Annotated in this window: 22 protein-coding genes; 10 read left to right on the top strand and 12 right to left on the bottom strand. The window is 75.2% G+C overall.

The window, feature by feature from the left end; all coding sequences use genetic code 11:
- The first annotated feature begins 41 nt into the window (after positions 1-41).
- Both ECOMGDLI_RS13625 and ECOMGDLI_RS13620 read left to right on the top strand, forming a co-directional pair.
- Positions 42-554 (top strand): macro domain-containing protein, encoded by a 513-nt coding sequence (locus ECOMGDLI_RS13625; RefSeq protein ID WP_158220998.1) that lies wholly within the window; start codon positions 42-44, stop codon positions 552-554.
- A gap of 252 nt (positions 555-806) precedes the next feature.
- Complete coding sequence (locus tag ECOMGDLI_RS13620; RefSeq protein ID WP_088317371.1) at positions 807-1,184, top strand: VOC family protein; 378 nt, start codon at positions 807-809, stop codon at positions 1,182-1,184.
- A gap of 23 nt (positions 1,185-1,207) precedes the next feature.
- Here ECOMGDLI_RS13620 and ECOMGDLI_RS13615 read toward each other — a convergent pair whose 3' ends face one another.
- On the bottom strand, positions 1,208-2,254 hold the full coding sequence (locus ECOMGDLI_RS13615) for a pirin family protein (RefSeq protein ID WP_088317370.1): 1,047 nt from the start codon (positions 2,252-2,254) through the stop codon (positions 1,208-1,210).
- A gap of 42 nt (positions 2,255-2,296) precedes the next feature.
- On the bottom strand, positions 2,297-3,088 hold the full coding sequence (locus tag ECOMGDLI_RS13610; protein WP_088317369.1) for a pirin-like bicupin family protein: 792 nt from the start codon (positions 3,086-3,088) through the stop codon (positions 2,297-2,299).
- Positions 3,089-3,515: 427 nt separating this feature from the next.
- Between ECOMGDLI_RS13610 and ECOMGDLI_RS13605 the strand changes: the two genes are divergently transcribed.
- From ECOMGDLI_RS13605 to ECOMGDLI_RS13585, 5 genes are all read left to right on the top strand, one after another.
- Positions 3,516-4,742 (top strand): hypothetical protein, encoded by a 1,227-nt coding sequence (locus tag ECOMGDLI_RS13605; protein WP_088317368.1) that lies wholly within the window; start codon positions 3,516-3,518, stop codon positions 4,740-4,742.
- Between the two features lie 228 nt (positions 4,743-4,970).
- Positions 4,971-6,083 carry a hypothetical protein gene (locus ECOMGDLI_RS13600; RefSeq protein WP_088317367.1) on the top strand — a complete coding sequence of 371 codons (1,113 nt, stop codon included), beginning with the start codon at positions 4,971-4,973 and terminating at the stop codon, positions 6,081-6,083.
- 102 nt (positions 6,084-6,185) lie between these two features.
- The gene (gene ribA / locus ECOMGDLI_RS13595) at positions 6,186-6,914 is read left to right on the top strand and encodes a GTP cyclohydrolase II (RefSeq protein WP_088317366.1); all 729 of its coding nucleotides are present in this window, start codon (positions 6,186-6,188) and stop codon (positions 6,912-6,914) included.
- Between the two features lie 75 nt (positions 6,915-6,989).
- On the top strand, positions 6,990-7,880 hold the full coding sequence (locus ECOMGDLI_RS13590) for a dioxygenase (protein ID WP_088317365.1): 891 nt from the start codon (positions 6,990-6,992) through the stop codon (positions 7,878-7,880).
- Complete coding sequence (locus ECOMGDLI_RS13585; RefSeq protein WP_198954833.1) at positions 7,880-8,443, top strand: MarR family winged helix-turn-helix transcriptional regulator; 564 nt, start codon at positions 7,880-7,882, stop codon at positions 8,441-8,443. The genes ECOMGDLI_RS13590 and ECOMGDLI_RS13585 overlap by 1 nt, the downstream gene beginning before the upstream one ends.
- 21 nt (positions 8,444-8,464) lie before the next feature.
- Here ECOMGDLI_RS13585 and ECOMGDLI_RS36805 read toward each other — a convergent pair whose 3' ends face one another.
- Both ECOMGDLI_RS36805 and ECOMGDLI_RS13575 read right to left on the bottom strand, forming a co-directional pair.
- The gene (locus tag ECOMGDLI_RS36805) at positions 8,465-8,926 is read right to left on the bottom strand and encodes a sulfite exporter TauE/SafE family protein (RefSeq protein ID WP_088317364.1); all 462 of its coding nucleotides are present in this window, start codon (positions 8,924-8,926) and stop codon (positions 8,465-8,467) included.
- 57 nt (positions 8,927-8,983) lie between these two features.
- Positions 8,984-9,471, bottom strand: a 488-nt coding sequence (locus tag ECOMGDLI_RS13575; protein WP_143447696.1) for a sulfite exporter TauE/SafE family protein, incomplete at its 3' end; no start/stop codon positions are given.
- 113 nt (positions 9,472-9,584) lie between these two features.
- On the opposite strand from ECOMGDLI_RS13575, the gene ECOMGDLI_RS13570 reads away from it, so the two are divergent.
- Positions 9,585-9,899, top strand: a complete 315-nt coding sequence (locus tag ECOMGDLI_RS13570; protein WP_088317363.1) for an antibiotic biosynthesis monooxygenase — start codon at positions 9,585-9,587, stop codon at positions 9,897-9,899.
- On the opposite strand, the gene ECOMGDLI_RS13565 is transcribed toward ECOMGDLI_RS13570, so the two are convergent.
- From ECOMGDLI_RS13565 to ECOMGDLI_RS13550, 4 genes are all read right to left on the bottom strand, one after another.
- A complete protein-coding gene (locus ECOMGDLI_RS13565; RefSeq protein ID WP_088317362.1) occupies positions 9,889-10,548 on the bottom strand; it encodes a hypothetical protein in 660 nt (219 codons plus the stop codon). The genes ECOMGDLI_RS13570 and ECOMGDLI_RS13565 overlap by 11 nt on opposite strands.
- Positions 10,549-10,633: 85 nt before the next feature.
- On the bottom strand, positions 10,634-11,344 hold the full coding sequence (locus tag ECOMGDLI_RS13560; RefSeq protein WP_088317361.1) for a hypothetical protein: 711 nt from the start codon (positions 11,342-11,344) through the stop codon (positions 10,634-10,636).
- A complete protein-coding gene (locus ECOMGDLI_RS13555) occupies positions 11,341-11,856 on the bottom strand; it encodes a SigE family RNA polymerase sigma factor (RefSeq protein WP_088317360.1) in 516 nt (171 codons plus the stop codon). Before ECOMGDLI_RS13555 ends, ECOMGDLI_RS13560 begins: the two co-directional genes overlap by 4 nt.
- A gap of 198 nt (positions 11,857-12,054) precedes the next feature.
- Entirely contained in the window at positions 12,055-12,900 is an 846-nt protein-coding gene (locus ECOMGDLI_RS13550; protein ID WP_088317359.1) for a hypothetical protein, read from the bottom strand.
- Between the two features lie 115 nt (positions 12,901-13,015).
- Here ECOMGDLI_RS13550 and lhgO point away from each other — a divergent pair, with 115 nt between their 5' ends.
- Entirely contained in the window at positions 13,016-14,257 is a 1,242-nt protein-coding gene (gene lhgO / locus ECOMGDLI_RS13545) for an L-2-hydroxyglutarate oxidase (RefSeq protein ID WP_088317358.1), read from the top strand.
- Between the two features lie 37 nt (positions 14,258-14,294).
- Here the strand turns inward: lhgO and ECOMGDLI_RS13540 are convergent, their stop codons facing one another.
- Positions 14,295-14,921, bottom strand: coding sequence for an MSMEG_1061 family FMN-dependent PPOX-type flavoprotein (locus ECOMGDLI_RS13540; protein ID WP_088317357.1), 627 nt, complete (start codon positions 14,919-14,921; stop codon positions 14,295-14,297).
- A 147-nt stretch (positions 14,922-15,068) separates the two neighbouring features.
- On the opposite strand from ECOMGDLI_RS13540, the gene argG reads away from it, so the two are divergent.
- Positions 15,069-16,484, top strand: a complete 1,416-nt coding sequence (gene argG / locus ECOMGDLI_RS13535) for an argininosuccinate synthase (protein ID WP_088317356.1) — start codon at positions 15,069-15,071, stop codon at positions 16,482-16,484.
- A gap of 54 nt (positions 16,485-16,538) precedes the next feature.
- On the opposite strand, the gene ECOMGDLI_RS13530 is transcribed toward argG, so the two are convergent.
- The 3 genes from ECOMGDLI_RS13530 to ECOMGDLI_RS13520 all read right to left on the bottom strand — a co-directional run bounded on the left by ECOMGDLI_RS13530 (position 16,539) and on the right by ECOMGDLI_RS13520 (position 19,976).
- Positions 16,539-17,714, bottom strand: coding sequence for a serine hydrolase (locus tag ECOMGDLI_RS13530; protein WP_158220997.1), 1,176 nt, complete (start codon positions 17,712-17,714; stop codon positions 16,539-16,541).
- A gap of 199 nt (positions 17,715-17,913) precedes the next feature.
- Positions 17,914-18,954 carry a carbohydrate kinase family protein gene (locus ECOMGDLI_RS13525; RefSeq protein ID WP_088317354.1) on the bottom strand — a complete coding sequence of 347 codons (1,041 nt, stop codon included), beginning with the start codon at positions 18,952-18,954 and terminating at the stop codon, positions 17,914-17,916.
- Between the two features lie 38 nt (positions 18,955-18,992).
- On the bottom strand, positions 18,993-19,976 hold the full coding sequence (locus tag ECOMGDLI_RS13520; RefSeq protein WP_088317353.1) for a hypothetical protein: 984 nt from the start codon (positions 19,974-19,976) through the stop codon (positions 18,993-18,995).
- Between the last annotated feature and the right edge of the window lie 182 nt (positions 19,977-20,158).

The following is a 20,158-nucleotide window of genomic DNA, read 5'->3' as shown; positions in this document are numbered from 1 at the left end:
GTCCCCTTACGGCCCCGGCCCTGCGTCGGCATGCTGGGACGGTGAAGCTGCGCACCGTCGTCGGGGACCTCGCCGGGCAGCCGGCGGACGCCGTCGTGCGCGTCGTCCCCCCGCCCCGCCGCCGGCGCACCCCGGACGACGAGCTCGGGCTGCTGCGGGCCGCCGGCCCGCAGGCGCTGGCCGCCTTCGAGGAGCTGCTCGCGCTGTCGCACCCCGCGGGTCTGCCCGCGGGCCAGGCGGTCTCGACGACGGCCGGCACCCTGCCGGCACGCTGGCTCGTGCACGTCGCCGCGCCGCAGTACGACCTCCGGATCGACCGGGAGCACCTGCTCTCCGCGGCGTACCGCTCTGTGCTCGCGGTCGCCGACGCGCTCGGTGCGCGCACCCTCGCGCTCACCCCGATCGGGATGACGCAGCCCTACTGGCCGCTCGACGTCGCGACCCGGGTGGCCCTGACGACCCTGCCGAACACCCCGACCCGGGTCCGCGAGGCGACGCTCGTCGTCCGGACGCCCGCCGCCCTGGACGTCGTCGCATCGGCGCTGGCGCGGTAGCGCTCCGGGGCATGCCGGCCGGGGCCGCCGGTGACCGGGTCGCCGCGTGGGCGGACCTGTCGCGCGCAGGCTTTGCTCTGCCATCACCAGCGAGCCACGGCAGGCTCGGCATCGTCGATGCAGGGATCGATGTGTCGTCGCCGGGGCGATGACCCCGCAGGCCGCACATCGATGCGTGCATCGACGAGCCTGCGCTGCGCCCCGGGACGTCGGCCCGCAGCCGCTGTCGGTGGGCGGTCGTAGGTTCGACCCGTGATCGACCACGTGGGCATCCAGGTCGGGGACGTCGAGGCGTCCGTGCGGTTCTACACCGGCGTCTTCGCCGCGATCGGGCTCAAGGAGGTGATGCGCTTCCCCGTCGCGAAGTCCTACGCGGTCGGGTTCTCCGGTCCGGACGGCAACCCGGACTTCTGGCTCAGCCCCGCGTTCGGCGAGGAGCGCCGTGAGGCGCATCTCGCGCTGCAGGCGCCCGACCGGGGCGCGGTGGACGCCGTCCACGCCGCGGCGGTGGCCGCCGGGGTCGAGGTGCTGCACGCGCCGCGGGAGTGGCCCGAGTACCACCCGGGCTACTACGCGGTGTTCCTGCGGGACCCGGACGGGCACAACGTCGAGGCCGTCACCCACGCCTGACCGGGGACGAGCCCGGCCGGCGGTCAGCGCGGCAGCAGGCGGGTGGTCGGCAGGGCGGGGGCGGGCAGCGCCGGCACCGGGTGCACGACGGCCGCGAACCGGTCGGACGGCGCCGACCGCGCCACCTCCCAGTCCGCCCGGGCGCGGGCGATGTCGTCGTGGTCGCGGCCGACGAAGTTCCACCACATGACGAGCCGCTCGCCGAAGGGCGGCCCGCCGAGGAGGAACACCCGCGCGCGGCCGTCGACGGCCGAGAGCGTCACGGTGCCGCGTCCCGGCGGCAGGTGGAGCAGCGCGCCGCGCGGGACGGTCACCCCGTCGGCCCGGACCTCACCTTCGACGGCGATGACACCGTGCTCGAAGGCGGGGTCGAGCGGGACGGCGGTCCCGGGCGCCCCGGGGCCGGCCTGCGCGGCGTCGAGCACGAGGTCCGCGCCGACGATCGGCGAGTACGTCGCGGCCGGTGAGCGGACGGCGTCCCGTGCGTCCGCCGGGCCGAGCGCCCCGAGGACGACGGTCGCCGTCGCTCCCGGGAGCCCGACGGTCGGGAGCCCCGCGTGGTGCTCGAAGTGCGGTTCCTGGTGGCGTTCGCCGTCCGGCAGGGCGACCCACAGCTGGAGGCCGTGCATCGTCGCCCGGTCGACCGGCGGCCCGTCCGGGCCGTCCGGGCCCTCCGCACCGTCCGGGCCGTCGAGCACCGAGTCCTCGGCGTGCGCGATCCCCCGGCCGGCCGTCATGAGGTTGAGCTCGCCGGGGCGGACGACCTGCTCCGAGCCGAGCCCGTCGCGATGGAGCACCTCACCGGAGTAGAGCCACGTGACCGTCTGCAGCCCGATGTGCGGGTGCGGCGGCACGTGCATGCCGGTCTCGGCGACCGGCGCCGGGCCGAAGTGGTCGACGAAGCACCAGGCACCGATCGTGCGGATCTGCTTGTGCGGCAGCGTCCGCCGCACGAGGAGCGCACGCGGGCCGCCGAGCGGCACCTCGCGCGGCTCGAGCAGGCTCGTCCCCGGGCCGTCGGGGGCGGGTGCGGCGTCCGTGCCGACGACGTCGGGGTCGAGCCTGCTCATGCGGTCCTCCGGCGGGGCGGTCGGTCGGCGGTGGCCGCCGGCTCAGCTGAGCCGTGCGTGCATCTCCCAGACGAGGATCTCGGCGTCGGTCGACGCCGTGATCTTCTGGCCGCCGCCGAGGATCCGGGCGGCGTCGCCGTCCGTCAGCTCGCCGGCGCCCTCGAGCCGCACGGTGCCGCGCGGCACGAAGAGGTGGACGAACGGCGCCTCAGGCAGCGTCACGGTGTCACCCGCGGACATCCGCGAGGCGAGCAGGGCGGCGTACTTGTTCTTGATCCGGATGGCCGCGTGGTCGGCGTGCCCGGGCATCCCGGACGCCACCGGCACGAGCCCGCCGCGCATGAGCTCGTCGGCGATCTCGAGCTGCTCGTAGCCCGGCGCGATCGAGCCCTCGTCGGGCACGACCCACATCTGCACGAAGTGCACCGGGTCGAGGTGCTCGGGGCCGCCCTTCAGCCGCCACGAGTCGTTCTTCTCGCTGTGCAGGATGCCGGTGCCGGCACTCATCCGCTGGGCCAGACCCGGGTAGATGACGCCGCTGTGCCCCGTCGAGTCCTGGTGCACGAGCGACCCCTGCATGACCCAGGTGACGATCTCCATGTCCTGGTGGGGGTGCGTCTCGAAGCCGGTGCCGGGCTTGACGATGTCGTCGTTGTTGACGAGCAGCAGCCCGAAGTGGGTGTTCCGCGGGTCGCGGTGGTGCCCGAAGGAGAACGAGTGCTTGGAGTCGAGCCAGCCGCCCGCCTGGGTCACGAACCGCTCTCCGGCCCGCCGGACGTCGATGGCCGGGTCCACGACCTCGAGGGTCGACGCGCTCGCGGGGGTGTCGCTCATGGGTCCACGCTCCTGTCCGTCCCGACGAGTCTGCCGTGCCTGCTCATGGCCGGCACGCCGTCCTCGCGGGTAGTTTCGAATTCAACTATCCCGAGAACGGTACAGGACGCCGGGACATTCCGGCAGCGGACGACGGGACGACGACGGGTCGCCTGCGCGGCGTCGGCGCCTGCCCGGAACGCCAGGAGGCGGGGGCCGGTGACCTCCCCGTGGAGTCACCGACGCCCCGCCCCAGGGACCGCCCCCGGTCCCGCCTCAGAGACGATAGTCATCGCTACGCATGTTTGAAAGCGTTCTCCGCGCCTGTCCACTACTTGTCAACTATGGTGTGACCGCGCATGGAGGCCGTGTCAGGGCGGTCGATCTCGGGGCCATCGCCACATCCGCCGGTACCGGGCGGACGACTTACGGGGCACGTGTGGCAACGATGACCGGGGGAACCTCCGGGCCGACGCCGGACGGGCGGGCCGACGACGGCCCGACCGTCCTCGAGGCCCGTCACGACGACCTGGACGGCCTGCGGGTCGAGCGGTCCGGCAGGAACGGCACGCCGGCCCCCGACGCGCCGCCCGAGGACCACCTCGGCGGCCGGCGCGACGACGACGCCGACGTGGGCGACGACGGTGACGACCACCTCGACGATCATGGTGACGACCAGCTCGACGACCCGCTCGACGACCACGGCGACCCGAACGGCGTCGCGCAGGTCGACGTCGACACCCTCACCCGGGACCTCATGGCCCTGCGCAAGGGGCGGGCGCTGCAGTCGCCGGGGCTGGTGTCCCGCCTCGGGCCCGCTCTCGTCGCGGCGCTCGACCTCGACCTGGCCCTCCCCGAGACCGAGCTGCGCCGGCTGGCCCAGAGCGGGATCGTCGAGGCGGCCCAGGCGCTCGCCGGGGACCTGCGCGAGGCCGTGCTCGTGAGCCTGGCCGTCGACGGCTGGACCAACGTGCCGCTGCTCACCGACCGGATCGACGCCATCGCGACCGCGATGGACCGCGACGCCCGGACGGCCCGCCGCCGGCTGGACGCCGCGACCCGCCAGCTCGCCGACGCCCTGGTGTCCCGCCAGAGCGGCGAGCCGGGCAACCCGTTCGCCCCGACCGGCTGGTACGTCGAGAGCCTCGCCGCCACCATGCGCCTCGACTCGGCGTCCGCCCGGCTCACCGAGGACCGCGTCATCGTCGCCGACGCCGACGGGCTCGACACCGTGACGGCGACCCTCAGCGTCCAGGCGCTCGAGCCGGGGACCCTGCCCGAGCTCGGCATCGTCGCCGAGGCGGGCTGCCGGATCCGCGGCGCGCACCGCGTCTCGGAGAGCCACTGGCGGTACGAGCTGGCTCTGCCGCGGCCGCTGCGCGCCGGCGAGCGCCACCGGTACGTCGTGAGCTTCACCGCGGACCGGGACCGGATGCGGCCGCACTACGTGCTCATCCCGCTGCGGCGCACACGGCGGTTCTCCGCCGAGATCCGGTTCGCCGACGCCGACGCGGTGGCGCTCGCCTGGCGGCTGGACGGCGTCCCGCCGGCGGTGCTCGAGGACGCGCACCCGACGACCCGCACGCTGACGCCCGACGACACCGGGGTGATCCGGGTCCGGTTCGAGCAGGTCGTCCAGGGGCTCTGCTACGGCGTCCAGTGGCGCTGGGCCTGACCGCCGACCGCACCGCAGGCCTCACCACAGGCCTCACCACAGGCCGCACCACAGGCCTCACCGCAGGCCACTGACCCGACCGCTCGTCCGGGCCCGACCCGTCCACACCCCGGACCGGACCCGGCTTGTCCACAGGGGCAGGTCCCGTCCGCCCCGGACCGTCACCCCCGCCCCGAAGCCTCGTCGCTCGAACGACCGGCACCGCCGGTCCCGAGCGAGGAGGCCCCCGTGCAGCTGGTCGTCCACGAGATCGTCGAGTCCCCCGCCCGCCCGTGGCGCGTCGCCTGCATCTGCGACGCGGACGGCGACCCCGCCGGGGCCTGCGCCGTCACCGTCGGGCTGCACAGCCTCGGGCTGCCCGAGCTGGTCCTGCCCGCCCGGCCCGAGAACCTCGACCCCGGGCCCGGCTGGAGGCTGTCGCACTGCGACCTGAGCAGCCTCCTCGGGGACCTCGGCGACGCCCTCCTCGGGGGCGACCTGTGGGAGCAGGACCTCCTCGCCGAGCTCGACACCGGCGTCACCGCGGCCCGGCTGACCCCCGGGCACCCGGTCGGCCTCGCCGCACTCACACCGCTCGACGCGTCCCTGCCACGCCTGCCCACGACCGGGCCGCTGCTGTCCGTGCTGCGGGACCTGCTCCCCGCCGCGGGCCGCCCCGAGGTGGCGTTCGTCCGTTGGGAGCTCGTCGACGGCCCGCGCGCCGTCGAGGCCTTCCTCGGCTCGGTCGGCGGGCACGACCCGGTGCCGCTCGCCGCGGAGCTGGCCCAGGTCCGGGCCAGGACGGCGGCCCTGCGAGCGCAGATCCTCGACCGCGCGGGGCGACCGGGCCGGGTCCCCGCCCGCTGGCGCCCGAACCCGCGACCGGCCGCGCACCCGGCGACCGCACCCCGGCAGCGGTTCGGGCCGCGGCACCCGGTCGTCGTGGCCCGGGCCGAGCAGGTCCTGCTCGCCGACGTCCGCCTCCTCAAGGCCTTCCTGACGACCGCCTGGGACCTCGAGGACGACACCACGTGCGAGGTCCTCGGCGCGGTCGGCGCGCTGGCAGGTGCCTCCGGACGCCTGCACGTGCCCGCTGAGCTCGAGGTCGCCGCCGAGGACGTGACGACGCTGCTCACCGGCCGGCACGGGGACGCGATGCGTTGGCAGCGGGCCTACCTCGCACAGCAGCACCGGGTCTGCGCGCAGCACCGCCCCGCGCTGGAGCGGCTCGCCCGGGAGCGGCTCAGCACCCACGTGCACGTCCTGCTCGCCACCGAGGCGTTCGCGGACAGCCTCCCCGCGGCGACGGTCACCCGCGGGCGGCTCGCGTGGTCCGCAGCGCTCGAGGCCCGGCCGTGGTGACCGGCCGGCAGCCGACCCCGGAACGACCGGGGGAAGAAAAACTTGAACACTCAAGTTCTCCTGGTAGAGTCCGACAGAAGTTGAGCGCTCAAGGAGTCCACCATGCGACTGACCCGCCCCACCACCGGACCGGACCTGCCCGGCACCGTGCCGCCCTCGGCGGCGGCGACCGGGACCACCCCGGCGGCCGGCATCCCTGCGGCGACCGTCCGGACCGCGGTGTCGGTGCCACTGCGGTTCGCCGACGGCTGGACGACGACGTCGGACGTCTTCACGTTCGACGGGCTCGCCGACGGCAAGGAGCACCTGGCGATCGGTCTCGGCGACTGGCGCGCGGCCCTCGCGGGTGGCACCCCGGGCGGTCGGACGCTCGTGCGCCCGCACTCCGAGTGCCTCACCGGCGACGTCCTCGGCTCGCTGCGCTGCGACTGCGGCCCGCAGCTGCGCGAGGCGGCCGAGCGGATCGCAGAGGCGGGCGGGTTCCTGCTGTACCTGCGCCAGGAGGGCCGCGGCATCGGGCTCTACGCCAAGCTCGACGCCTACGCCCTCCAGGACGGCGGCCTCGACACCTACGCCGCCAACCGCGCGCTCGGGCGTGCGGACGACGAGCGCGACTACACGGCGGCCGCACAGATGCTGCTGGCGCTCGGCGCCGACGAGATCGACCTGCTGAGCAACAACCCCGACAAGGCGGCGCAGCTCGAGGGCCTCGGCGTCCGGGTCGCGCACCGGGTGCCGACCGCGGTGCACCTGTCGACGGCGAACGCCCGGTACCTGCAGGCGAAGGTCACGCACACCGCGCACACCATCGCGCTGCCCCTCGCGGTCTGACCCGCGCACCCGGCGGGCCTTGACGGACCCGCGCCGCCCACCCACCCTGACGACACCAGAACGAGCGAGGACGCGATGAGCAGCAGCTTCACCTCCCGACCGGCCGCCCCGGCCGAGTACGAGGAGTTCCTCCGGACGGCGCTGCCGGCGACCCGCGCGCAGCGCGCGTGGACGCCCGCCGACGGCCCGCTGCCGGCCATGTACTACGGCCACGGCGCACCCCCGCTGCTCGAGGACGCGCGCTGGATGAGCCAGCTCTTCGCGTGGACGCAGTCGATGCCCAAGCCGAAGGACGTGCTCGTCATCAGCGCGCACTGGGAGTCGGCCCCGCTCAGCCTGTCCGGCACCGCGCAGGGCACGCCGCTCGTCTACGACTTCGGCGGGTTCCCGCAGATGTACTACGAGATGACGTACGCCAGCCCCGACTCGAGCGCGCTCGCCAAGCGGGTCGCGTCCGCGATGCCCGACACCGAGCCGGTCTACGAGCACAAGCGGCGCGGCCTCGACCACGGCGCCTGGGTGCCGCTCAAGGTGATGTACCCGGACGCCGACGTGCCCGTGGTCCAGATGAGCCTGCCGACGCACGACCCGGCCCGGCTCCTGGAGATCGGCCGCCGGATCCACGACCTGCGCGCCGAGGGCACCCTCGTCATCGGCTCGGGGTTCCTGACCCACGGCCTGCCGTTCCTCACCCGCGAGCACTGGACGAACCGCGACGCGGCACCGCCGGCGTGGTCGTCGGAGTTCGACGCATGGGCCGGCGAGGCGCTCTCCAAGGGTGACGTCGACACGCTCGCCTCGTTCGCGAGCGCGGCGCCCGGCATGCCCTACGCCCACCCCACCGTCGAGCACTTCACGCCGCTGTTCGTGACGCTCGGCGCCGCGCAGACCCCGGACGCCCCGGTCGAGCCGACCGTCGACGGCTTCTGGATGGGGCTGTCGAAGCGGTCCTTCCAGGTCACGTGATGACGGACCCGACGTCGGCGACCCTGGCGGCCGCGAGGGCCGAGGAGCCCCCGGGCGCAGCCGCCGGGCCGGGGCCGCGGTGGCTCACGGACGCCGAGCAGCAGGTGTGGCGCGGGCTCATGCCCGTGCTCCACGAGCTGCCGGCCGCCCTCGACCGCCAGCTCCAGTCCGACGCCGGGATCCCGCACACGTACTACGTGATCATGGCAATGCTCTCCGAGGCGCCCGGCCACGAGCTGCGGATGAGCGAGCTGTCCCAGGTCACCGCGAACTCCCTGAGCCGGCTGTCCCACGCGGTCGCCCGGCTCGAGGGGTACGGCTGGGTCCGGCGCCGCAAGTGCCCGACGGACCGGCGCGGCCAGATCGCGATGCTCACGGACGCCGGCATGGCGAAGGTCGTCGAGCTCGCCCCCGGCCACGTCGCGGCCGTCCGCCGGTTCGTCTTCGACGCGCTCTCCCCCGAGCAGGTGGAGACGCTCGGCCGGATCTCCTCGGCGATCACCGAGGCGATCGGCTCCGCGGGCCCCGGTACGCCGGGCGACGGCGCGGTCGACGGCGCCTGACCCTGCCACCGCGCGGACCGCTCAGCGGACGAGGTTCACCGCGGAGAGCACCGTGACGACGAGGACGATCCGTTCGAACAGCGCCTGGTCGATCCGGCGGATCGCCCAGCGGCCGACGGCGGCACCGACGACGACACCCGGTGCGAGCACCAGGTCGACCCCGAGCGCGCGCCAGTCGAGCAGTCCGAGGCCGATGCTGAACGGGACCTTGACGAGGTTGAAGAGGGCGAAGAGCCAGGCGCCCGTGCCGAGGAAGGCGAGCATCGGCATCCGCATGGAGAGCATGTAGAGCGACATCACCGGGCCGCCCGCGTTCGCGACCATCGTCGTGAAGCCGGTGAGCGAGCCGTAGAACGCGGCGGCGGTGTGCCGGGCCCTGCGCGTCCCGGCGGCCGACGCCGCGTCCGCCGCGTCCGCGGAGGACGTCGCGGCGGACGACGTCGCGGCGACGGTCGTCGTGGCGGCGTGCGTCGTGGTGTCCACAGGGGCGGTCGGAGCCGCCGGGGCCGCCGGGGCCGCCGGGGCGGCCGGGGCCGTGANCGCTCACCGGCTTCACGACGATGGTCGCGAACGCGGGCGGCCGGGGCCGTGACCGCGGCCTGCTCCTGGGCCTGCCGGGACCGGGTCCACAGGTTCACGGCGACGAGCAGCACGAGGACGACGCCGATCGTGCGGCGCATCACCGTGTCGTCGACCGTCGCGACGAACACCGCGCCGAGGAGGATCCCGACGACGACCGTCGGCATGAGCCTCAGCAGCGTGCGCCAGTGCGCGTGCTTGCGGTAGGACCACACCGCGAAGACGTCACCCAGGATGAGCAGCGGCAGCAGCACCCCGGTCGACTCCCGGGCCGGCATCGTCGCGGCGAAGATCGCCACGCTGATCGAGGCGACCCCGCCGATCGCGGTCTTCGCGAAGCCGACGAGCACCGCCGCGACGACGAGCAGGACGATCTCGACCGGCGACCAGCCGGCGAACCACGACGCGACGTGGTCGCCCAGGGAGGTCACAGGGTCAGGGTTGGCCATGGGCGCCCGCAGCGTCCAGTCGGCGGGCGGGCGTCCCGGCGACAGGGCGCACCGTACGCTTCGAGGACCCGTCGAGGGACCGCCGCAGGCCCCCGCAGCAGGAGGAGAACACCGTGGTCGTCGAGCACGTGCTCATCACCGTGACGCCCGGCCGTGAGGCCGAGTTCGAGGCCGAGTTCCCCAAGGCCCGGGCCGTCCTCGACGAGGCCGAGGGCTTCCTGTGGGGCGAGCTGCACCGCTTCGTGGAGCGCCCGTCGACGTTCCTCGTGCTCCTCGGCTGGGAGACGCTCGAGGCGCACACCGTGACCTTCCGCAACAGCGACCTCTTCCCGCGGTGGCGCGCCGTCGTCGGTCCGTTCTTCGCCGAGCCGCCCGTCGTCGAGCACCTGCGCCCCGTCACGGCGGGGATCACGGCCGTCAGCTCGTGAGCTTCCCGAGGGCCTGCCCGCCGTGCTCGAGCTTGGTCGCGGTGTCGGCGAGGCCCTGACCCGCGTGGTCGACGAGGCCGCCGATCTTCCGCAGCACGTCGGCCACCTTCGCGAGCTCCGCGCCGACCCCGTCGAAGCGCTCGGCCCCCTCGCGGACGCGCGCGCTCGCCACCCCGAGGAGCTTGCCCTCGCCGAGGTCGAGCCCGGTGACGAGCTTGTGGCCGAGCACCTCGGAGTAGGTCGCGCGCACGCTGGGGATCGGGACGTCGGCGAGCTCGTCACCGAGCTTGTCGAGCAGGTCGCGGGCCGAGGCCAGCTCACGCCGGCACGTGTCGAGCGCCTCGCCGGCGAGCGTGGCGAGGGCCTTGACCCCGCTGCCCTCCGCACCGCCGTCCCCGGTGAGGAAGGCCGCCGCGCCGCGGGCGTCGTCCGCCGCCCCGGTGAGGAATTCCGAGACCGAACCGAGCAGCTCGGGCAGCCGGGCCGCGAGCCGGACGAGGTCGTCGCCGTGGTCCCGCACGAACTCGACCGCCGACGCGACGTCGTCCTTGTGGTCCCAGACGGCCGAGACGACGTCCTTGACCCGGTCCGGGTCGACCCCGGCGAACCCCTGCGGGGCCGTCGCGTCCCCGTTGCCCGCTGCGCTCATGAGCGGGGACTGTAGCGATCACCCGCCCCGGCGCGGGGGCGGACGCGGATCCGGTGCAGAGTCAGGAGGCCGGTCAGACGGCGGGTCAGGACGCCGGGTCCGGCGGCGTGCTCGGCGCCGGCGGGACGGCGAGCGGGTCGGGCCGGCCCCACGTCGTCCAGACCGCGCAGACGGCGTCGGCGACGGCTCGTGCCTGGACGTCGTCGAGCACCGCGTCCGCCCCGTCGAGCACGCACCGGGGGCCGAGACGCAAGGTCGCGCCCCCGCGCTGGGAGACCGCGCTCCCCCGCGCGAGCGGGACCCGCACGGCGGCCACGTACCCGGGCCCGCCGGGCTCCCACGCGACGTCGGCCGGCAGGTCCCCCAGGCGGACGCCGTCCGGCAACGCCGACTCGACGGCGACGAACGCCTCGTTGAGCGGGAAGCCCACCGGCAGGCTGGTGCCGCCGAAGTCCCCGATCGCCGTCCCGGCGCTCTGGCTCGGGCTCGCCGTCGGCCCGAGGGCCGTCCCCGGCTGCCGCTGCGCCCCGGGCCATCCCGGCGCGCCGGCCGAGAGGAACGCGGCGCCGCTCGCGGCGACGAGCACCCCGGCCCCGAGACCGACCCGGGTCCGCCGGCGGCGGCGCTGCAGGAGCCGGCCGCGCCGTTCGGCGTCCTCGACCGTGAAGCGCATCGGCGGCTCGTCCCGGACGAGCGTCCCGAGGGCGGCGGTGAGCAGCGCCCCGGCGGCCTCGTCGGCAGCCGGGCCGGCAGCCGGGCCGGCAGTCGGGTCGGTGGGGTACGGGTCCGTCGTCATGGGGTGACCTCCTGGTCCGGGCGCGCGCCGAGGGCGTCGCGCAGGTGCGCCAGCCCGCGGGCGGCCTGGCTCTTCACGTTGCCGGTGCTGCAGCCGAGCACCCGGGCGACCTCGTCGACGGGCAGGTCGTCCCAGTAGCGCAGGACGACGACGGCCCGCTGCGAGGCGCCGAGCCCGGCGAGGGCCCGCAGGAGCACGTCGCGGGTGCCGTCGTCCGCGCCGGCGGGCGCACCGTCGCCGGACCGCGGGTCGGGGACGTCGGGCAGGGCGGGCGCCACGACCTCGCGCCGCCACGGCCGCCGCCGGTGGGCGAGCACACCGTTGACGACGACCTTGCGCGCGTACGCCTCGACCGGACCGCGCGCCGCGAGCCGGGGCCAGTCCGCGTAGAGCCTGGCGAGGGCGTCCTGGACGACGTCGTCCGCCAGGTGCCAGTCACCGCACATGAGATAGGCGGTACGTCGCAGCGCCGCCCGGCGTGCCGTCGCGAACTCGCGGAACGACGGCGTCACCGGTCCGGGTGCGCCCCGCCCCGACGCATCGTCCGGTGCTGCGTCGGGCGTCACGTCGCCCGGCGGCGCGCCGTCAGCGCCGGCGATGCCCGCACCTGCGGCCGCTGCGGCCGTCGTCCTTCTCGTGCCCACGTCCCTCACATGCGCGCCGGGGCCCCCGAGGTTGCACGCGGGTCACGCCCCGGCCGCCGGGCCTCCTCAGCCGAGCATCCACAGGTCGGCGTCCGACGGACCGCGCGGGCCCTCCGGGACCGGGTCGGGCGGGGTCCGGCGCCGGCGCACCTGCTCGGCGGCCCACCCCCGCACCGTTCCCGCGAGCCCCTCGGACCCGGCGCCGAGCCGGGTGAGGTCGCCCGCCCGCGGGCCCGCCGGGACGTCCCGCGGCAGCGACGACGCCGCGACGAGCCAGCCGGGCAGGCCGAGCAGCCGGAGCACGCCCGCGAGCCGCTCGGACTCGATGACGCTGTCGTGGTCGAGCTCCTCGGCGAGCAGCTCGGCGAGGTCGTCGGCGTCGTCGGAGCGCCCGCACGCCGCGGCGAACGCCTCGGCGTGCTCGACGCCGAGCGGGTCGGGCAGCGTGTCGTCGTCCTCGGCCCGCCCCACCGAGGGGTCGCTGACGTAGCGGCCCAGCTCCTGCGCGCCGTCCCAGACGGCGACGAGGAGCTGCCGGTCCGCGAGCACCCGCAGGACGACGACGGTCGCCGCGAGCGCGGCCGCAAGGTCGGCACCGAGGCCGGCGACGCCCCGCCGCCCGGAGGCGACGGTGCCGGCACCGGACCGCGGCACGGCCGCCACCCACCCGTCCTCGTCGGCCCCGACCCATCCCGAGAAGCCCGCGGCCCGCAGCGCCGCGAGCACGCCGTCCCGGGTCGGGGCCGGCCGCAGCGAGCCGTCGAGGCGCCCGCGACCGGCGTCCGGAGGCGTCGCGAAGACGTCCTCGGGCACGTGCGCGGTCCGGTCCCCGACGCGGACGACGAGCGCGGCGTAGGTGTAGCCGACCGGGCCGGTGCGGTCCCCGCCTGGCCCGACGAGGGGGTAGCTCACCCGTGCATGATGCCGCGCCCGACCGCTCCCTGCGGATCGGTCGTCCGGCGGGTCGCCGCCCGGCCCGGGACCCGCGACCCGCGCGCCCGGCCGGGGTCGGCGGGACACTGGCAGGGTGGAACGGATCGGGGTCGTCGGGGCAGGGATCGTCGGGCTCGCGGTCGCACGTCGGGTCACGCAGCTACGGCCGGACGCCGTCGTCACGGTGCTCGACAAGGAGGACCGCGTCGCGGCGCACCAGACCGGTCACAACAGCGGCGTCGTCCACGCCGGCCTCTACTACGCGCCCGGGTCGCTCAAGGCGACCCTGTGCCGGCGCGGGGTCGGGCTGCTGCGCGAGTTCTGCGCCGAGCACGCACTGCCCTTCGAGGAGGCCGGCAAGCTCGTCGTCGCCGTCGACGAGTCCGAGCTCCCGGCGCTGGAACGGATCCGTGAGCGGGCCGTCGCGAACGCCGTCCCCGACCTGCGCCCGCTCGACGCCGCCGGCCTGCGGGACGTCGAGCCGCACGCCGCTGGCGTCGCCGCGCTGCACTCCCCGCGCACGGCGATCACCGACTTCGTCGCCGTGACCGCCGCGCTCGGGCGCGACGTCGAGGCGGCGGGCGGCCGGGTGCTCCTCGGCCGCGAGGTCACGGCGGTCGAGCGCACCGGCCCGACCCGCGAGCAGGTCACGGTGACGACCCGCCGGTCCGGGCTGTCCCGGGCCGACGACGGCGAGCGCTTCACCTTCGACCGGCTCGTCGTCTGCGCCGGGCTGCAGTCCGACGTCGTGGCCCGTCGGGCCGGGGACGACGCGGCGCCGGCGATCGTGCCGTTCCGCGGCGAGTACTGGACCCTGCGGCCCGAGCGCACCTCGCTCGTCCGCGGCCTCATCTACCCGGTGCCCGACCCGGCCTACCCGTTCCTCGGCGTGCACTTCACCCGCCGGGTCGACGGCCGGGTCGACGTCGGCCCGAACGCCGTCCTCGCCCTGGCCCGCGAGGGCTACCGCCGCCGCGACGTCGCCCTGCGCGACCTCGGCTCGACGCTCGCCTGGCCCGGGTTCCGCTCGATGGCCCGGTCGCACTGGCGGATGGGGCTCGGCGAGATGGCCGGCTCGGCGAGCCGCACGCTGTTCATGCGGCGCGCCCGTCGCTACGTCCCGGAGGTCACCGCGGCGGACGTCGTCCCCGCGCCGGCCGGCGTCCGGGCCCAGGCCGTCGACCGCGACGGCGGCCTCGTCGACGACTTCCGGATCTCCGACCTCGGGCCCGTCCTCGCCGTCCGCAACGCCCCCTCCCCCGCGGCGACGTCGTCGCTCGCCATCGCCGAGCACGTCGTGGCGATGCTCCTGGGGACGGCGCCGAGACCGGTCTGACGCACCTTCCCGGCGGCGCGTACCGGGTCAGACCGGGTCAGACCGGCCGGTCCGCCTCGAGGTCGGCGGCGATCTTCTCCTCGTTCGCGGCGACGTACTCGTCGAACGACATCGACAGCCCGAGCTGGCGGTACCGGGCCGCGAGGACGACCCGCTCGTCGGCGTCCGGCCAGGTCTGCGGGTCCCACAGCCGGCTGCGTCGGAACGCCTTCGCGCAGTGCGAGAACACCGTCCCCACCTCGACGACGACGGCGAGCACCGGCCGGCGCACCTCCTCGACGAACAGGTCGAGGACGGCGTCGTCCGTGCTCAGGTGCGCCGGCCCGTCCAGGCGCAGCGTCTCGGACTGCCCGGGGACGACGAACAGCAGCCCGGCGTACGGGTTGAGCACGACGTTGCGCAGCGAGTCGAGCAGGTTGTTGCCGTTGAGGTCGGGCACCGCGACCCGGGTGTCGTCGAGCACCTTGACGAAGCCGGGCGGCCCGCCGCGCGGGGAGACGTCGCAGCGGCCCTGCCCGTCGGCCGTCGCGAGCAGCACGAACGGCGACGCCGCGATCGCGGCGCGCACCCCGTCGTCCAGCCGCTCCTTCTTCTTGGCCCGGGTCCGGTCGAGCGCCGGCGGGTAGAGGGCCTCGAGCCCGTCGAGCGTGTCGATCGTCGCCATGCGACGAACGGTAGGCGTGTCACCGGCGTGCGGTCGACGGCAATACCGGCGAAACGCGCACGCCGCAGACTCCCGCGGGTGACGACGAGCACGCCGGCACCGCCCCGTGCGCAGGAGCGCACCCGCGAGCCAATACGCTTACCAGTCGTGTCCAAGGTGCTGACCAGCCTGCCTGTCGGGGAACGTGTCGGGATCGCCTTCTCAGGCGGCCTCGACACCTCTGTCGCCGTCGCGTGGATGCGTGAGAAGGGCGCCGTCCCCTGCACGTACACCGCCGACCTCGGGCAGTACGACGAGGACGACATCTCGACCATCCCGGGCCGCTCGATGCAGTACGGCGCCGAGCTCGCCCGGCTCGTCGACTGCCGTTCGGCGCTCGTCGAGGAGGGCCTGTCCGCGCTCGCGTGCGGCGCCTTCCACATCCGCTCGGGCGGCCGCGCGTACTTCAACACGACGCCGCTCGGCCGCGCCGTGACCGGCACCCTCCTCGTGCGCGCCATGCACGACGACGAGGTGATGATCTGGGGCGACGGCTCGACGTTCAAGGGCAACGACATCGAGCGGTTCTACCGCTACGGCCTGCTCGCGAACCCGAAGCTGCGGATCTACAAGCCGTGGCTCGACGCGGACTTCGTCGAGGAGCTCGGCGGCCGCGCCGAGATGTCCGCCTGGCTCACCGAGCGCGACCTGCCGTACCGGGCGAGCCAGGAGAAGGCGTACTCGACCGACGCGAACATCTGGGGCGCCACCCACGAGGCCAAGCGCCTCGAGCACCTCGACGCCTCGATCGAGCTCGTCGAGCCGATCATGGGCGTGCGGTTCTGGGACCCGTCCGTCGAGATCGCCACCGAGGACGTCACCGTGACGTTCGACCAGGGCCGCCCCGTCGCCCTCGACGGCAAGCAGTTCGAGGACGCCGTCGAGCTCGTCCACGCCGCGAACGTCATCGGCGGCCGGCACGGCCTCGGCATGAGCGACCAGATCGAGAACCGGATCATCGAGGCGAAGAGCCGCGGCATCTACGAGGCCCCCGGCATGGCGCTGCTCTTCGCGGCGTACGAGCGGCTCGTCAACGCGATCCACAACGAGGACACCGTCGCGGCGTACCACAACGAGGGCCGCCGCCTCGGGCGCCTGCTCTACGAGGGCCGCTGGTTCGACCCGCAGGCGTTCATGCTCCGCGAGTCCCTGCAGCGCTGGGTCGCGGGCGCCGTCACCGGCTCGGTGACCCTGCGGCTGCGCCGCGGCGAGGACTACTCGATCGTCGACACGACCGGCCCGCACCTGTCGTACCACCCGGACCGACTCTCCATGGAGCGCACCGAGGACGCCGCGTTCGGCCCGCTGGACCGGATCGGCCAGCTGACGATGCGCAACCTCGACATCTCCGACTCCCGGCAGAAGCTCGAGCTGTACGCGGCCCAGGGCCAGCTCACCGGCCAGGCCGAGATCCTCGGCCGCCTCGAGCCGGGCGGTGCCGACCCGATCGCCGCGATCGGCACCGTCGACGAGGGCGACGTCGAGCCGCTCGACCGGGCCGCGATGGAGTCCGGCACCGACTGAAGGTGGTCGGTCCGCCGGGCGGCCCTCGTGGCCGGGCCCGGCGGACCGGGCTCGTCAGCCGCCGAGCAGCGTCAGGTAGAGACCGATGGCCAGGTCGGCCCGGACGTCGCCGTCCGGCCCGCCGCTCACCGGGGTGAGCACCACCGCGGTGGTGTGCGTCTGCGGCCACGCGAAGAGGATCGACGTGTAGCCGGCGTAGTTGCCGGCGTGGCCCCAGAACGGCGTCCCGTCCCAGTCGGCGATCATCGTGCCGAAGCCGTAGCCCCAGTCCCCGCCGAGCGGGTTCGGCGTCGTCATGACGTCGACGAGCGAGCGGTCGATGAGCCGCCCGCCGTAGAGCAGGTAGCCCCAGCGGGCCAGGTCGAGGGCGTCGGAGACGACGCCGGTCCCGCCGCAGAAGGACGTCGCGGCGGCCGTCGACGGCAGCAGCGGGCTCGTCCGGTCGACGACCGGGGTCACCGGGTCGTCCACGGGCAGCGCCCGCGGTGGGCGCGGTCGCTCGGGCCGGGCACCGGTCTCGGTCCACGTCCGGTGCAGCCCGGCGGGTGCGACGAGGTCACGCCGCAGCGCCTCCGCGAGCGGGAGCCGGGTCACCTTCTCGACGACCATCGCGAGGACGACGTAGTTGAGACCGTTGTAGGCCGCCGCCCCGCCCTGCTCGCCGAGCCGCGGTGCGTCCGCCGGGACGAGGGCCACGGTGTCCCGGCAGGTCCAGCGCCGGTCCAGGTCGGCCGACGCCGCGGCGATCGCGGTCTCGTCCGGGATGAAGGGGAAGCCCGACGTCATCGTCGCCAGCTGACGGACCGTGGCACCGTGCGCGTCGAAGGGCAGCGCCACGTAGCGGGTCACCGGCGCGTCGAGGTCGATCCGGCCGCGCCGGGCGAGGACCAGGACCTCCGCGGCCACGAAGGTCTTCGTCGTGCTGGCGATCGGCATCGCCGACGCCGCACGCAGCCGGACGCCGACGCCGTCGGCACCCGCCGCCCCGGTCCAGCTGCCCTCGGGCGTCACCAGGGCGGCCGTGACCCCGACGATGCCGGTGCTGCGCACGTACTCGTCGACCGCTGCCTGGAGCTGCCGGGCGGTCGGCGCGGGCAGCGCGGCGCGGGCGGGCCTGGGCCAGACCGACGGGGACGGCGAGGACGACGAGGTGTGCGCCGCGGCGCGCAGCGGCATCGGCGCCGCCGCCGCCGGGCCGCCGCCCCAGCCGCCCGCGGTCGTCACCGCCACGGCGAGAACGGTGACTGCGGCCCGGCGGACCAACCGACGACGGGACATGTCCACGACTGCCACCCCCTGGCACGTGATCGGACGATCACGATCACGCTGCTCGCCGGGGGCGCCACGTGTCATGAGGCGAAAGTACGAGTCACGCGCGCAGAGACCGGGCTCACACGTGAGCGTGGCCGGTCGGCGACTGGCGGTCCCCTCAGCGCACCGCGCGGAAGCCGTACCCGTCGCCGAGCGCGAGGCACTCGGCGGCCGCCACCACGCCGTCCGAGGTGCCCGCGCCCTGCAGGTTCGCCGCGGCGGCGCAGACGCCGAGCCGCAGGCACTCCTCGACGGGGAGGTCCTCGTGCAGCCCGAGGACGACGCCCGCGGCGAAGGCGTCCCCGGCCCCGGTGGCGTTCTTCACGACGCCCGGCGGCAGGAGCACGGAGCCCTGGCGCGAGACGTCCCCGTCCTTCGTGACGGCGAGGGCGCCGGTCGGGCAGTGCACGACGACCAGCCGGCCGACCCCGAGGTCGAGGCAGCCGCGGGCGGCGGTCTCGATGCCGGCCCAGTCGACGGCGCCGTCCACGCCGACGGCCTTGACCTCGACGCCCGCGACGGCCGAGGCCTCGACCTCGTTGACGACGAGGTAGTCCAGGTGCGGCAGGCACGGCCGCGCGAGGTCGCGCAGGCGGTCGGCGTCGAGCCCGACGAGCTCGAGGTTCGTCCGCAGCCCGGCCGCCCGCGCGGCGCGCAGCAGGCGCACCCAGCCGCTGTCGCCCGCCGCGTCGAGGGCGTCCATCGCCGCGTGGATCCCGGGCGAGCCGCAGTGGAAGACGCGCGCGGACGACGCCCCGACCGGGACGTCGTCCGGCACAAGGAGGTCGTTCGCCCCGGCGTGGTGGAAGAACGTCCGCACGCCGGAGCCCTTGAGCACCATGGCGTCGGTGAAGGACGTCGCAGCGTCCGCGGTGACCCGGACGCCGCCCGTCCCGACGCCGACCGCGGCGCACTCGTCGAGCACGAACCGGCCGTGGTCGTCGTCCCCGACGACCCCGGCCAGCCCGACCGGGAACGGCGCCCCGAGCCGGGCCAGGTCGACGGCCATGTTGAGCCCCGGCCCGCCCGTGCTGAGGTTCACCGACTCGATCATCGCGAGCCGCTCCGGCGTCGGCCAGACGTCGACGACCTTCGCGGCGTCGACGACGATGCACCCGGCGCACAGCACGCCCGCGCGCTCCTGCCACGACAGCCCCATCGCCGTCCGTCCGCCGTCCGCCGGTCCGCGGGCCGCCGTCAGGCCCCGGCGCCGGCGGCGAGCACCGGCTCGGTGACGCGCAGGTCGTCCTCGAGGGACCGCACCGGCGTGAGCCCGGCCGCCGCGAGCGCCGCGTGGTACTCCTTCACCGCAGCCTCGGGGGTGTGCTCCCCGCGCAGGACGGCACGCATGAGGCGCACGAGGTCGAGCTGGGACTCCGCGCGCTGGATCTTGCGACCGAACAGCGCGACCCGGGCACCGTTCCGCTCGCCCTGGTGGAGCAGCTCGAAGCAGTCCCGGGTCGTGCCCGCCGAGCCGCCGAGGATGCCCACGACGAGCGAGGGGTCGTTGTCGACGAGCTCGCGCATCGCGGCCGGGCCGTTGTACGCCATCTTGAGGAAGAGCGGCCGCTCGGACGACGTCACGCCGGCGAGGGTGCGCAGGATCGAGTCGTTGACGAACGCCCCCACCTCGTCGGCCGCGAGCCCCACGGGCGCGTTGGGGTTGAACACCTCGAGGAAGTGCCGCATCCCGACCGCACGGGCGTCGGCCCGGAACCGGGCGTACTCCTCGACGCTGCGCAGGTCGTGGTCGAGGTCGTTGTTGAACGTCACCGAGTACAGGACGAGGTCGCAGAAGCCGCGGACGACCTCGAGGTTCGCGCTGCGGAACGGCCGGGACGGGACCGTCGTGTAGGCCGAGCAGCGCTGGTTCCAGATGTCGGTCGTGTCGTTGCCCCGGACGGCGAGCGTCACCGGCGAGGAGTCGAGGACGCCGTCGGCGGCGATCCGCTCGCCGTTGGACGCGCTCGTCAGGAGGATGTCGATCGCCTCGGCCTCGACGAGGGCCTTCATGTGGGCGAGGTACTCGGGGCGGCTGCGGAAGCCGGACCCGTCGGGGCGGGGGCCGGCCGAGGCCGCCCCGAACGCCATGTCGGCGTCCTTCGCGTCCGCGAGGACGAAGTCGTCCCCCGTGTAGCTCCCGTCGCCGATCGCCGCCAGCTTGCGCTCGAGTGCCTTCATCGCGTGTGCCACTGCCCCTTCCGGACGTCGGCGCACCGATCGCCGCGGACGGTCCTCGGCCGGGCGCCGGACGCCACGCTACGCCGGTAGACAGCGCTGTCATAGAGGCTGTCCGGAGCATGGACGCCCCCGCCCCGCCACCTCGGAGGGCGGCGGGGCGGGGGGGTGCCGGTGCGCGAGGG

Origin of the sequence: Kineosporia sp. R_H_3 (genome assembly GCF_002198675.1) — a bacterium.
GTDB lineage: Bacteria > Actinomycetota > Actinomycetes > Actinomycetales > Kineosporiaceae > R-H-3.
The sequence above is the reverse complement of the archived record's forward strand: the minus strand, read 5'-3'. Positions and strand labels throughout refer to the sequence as shown.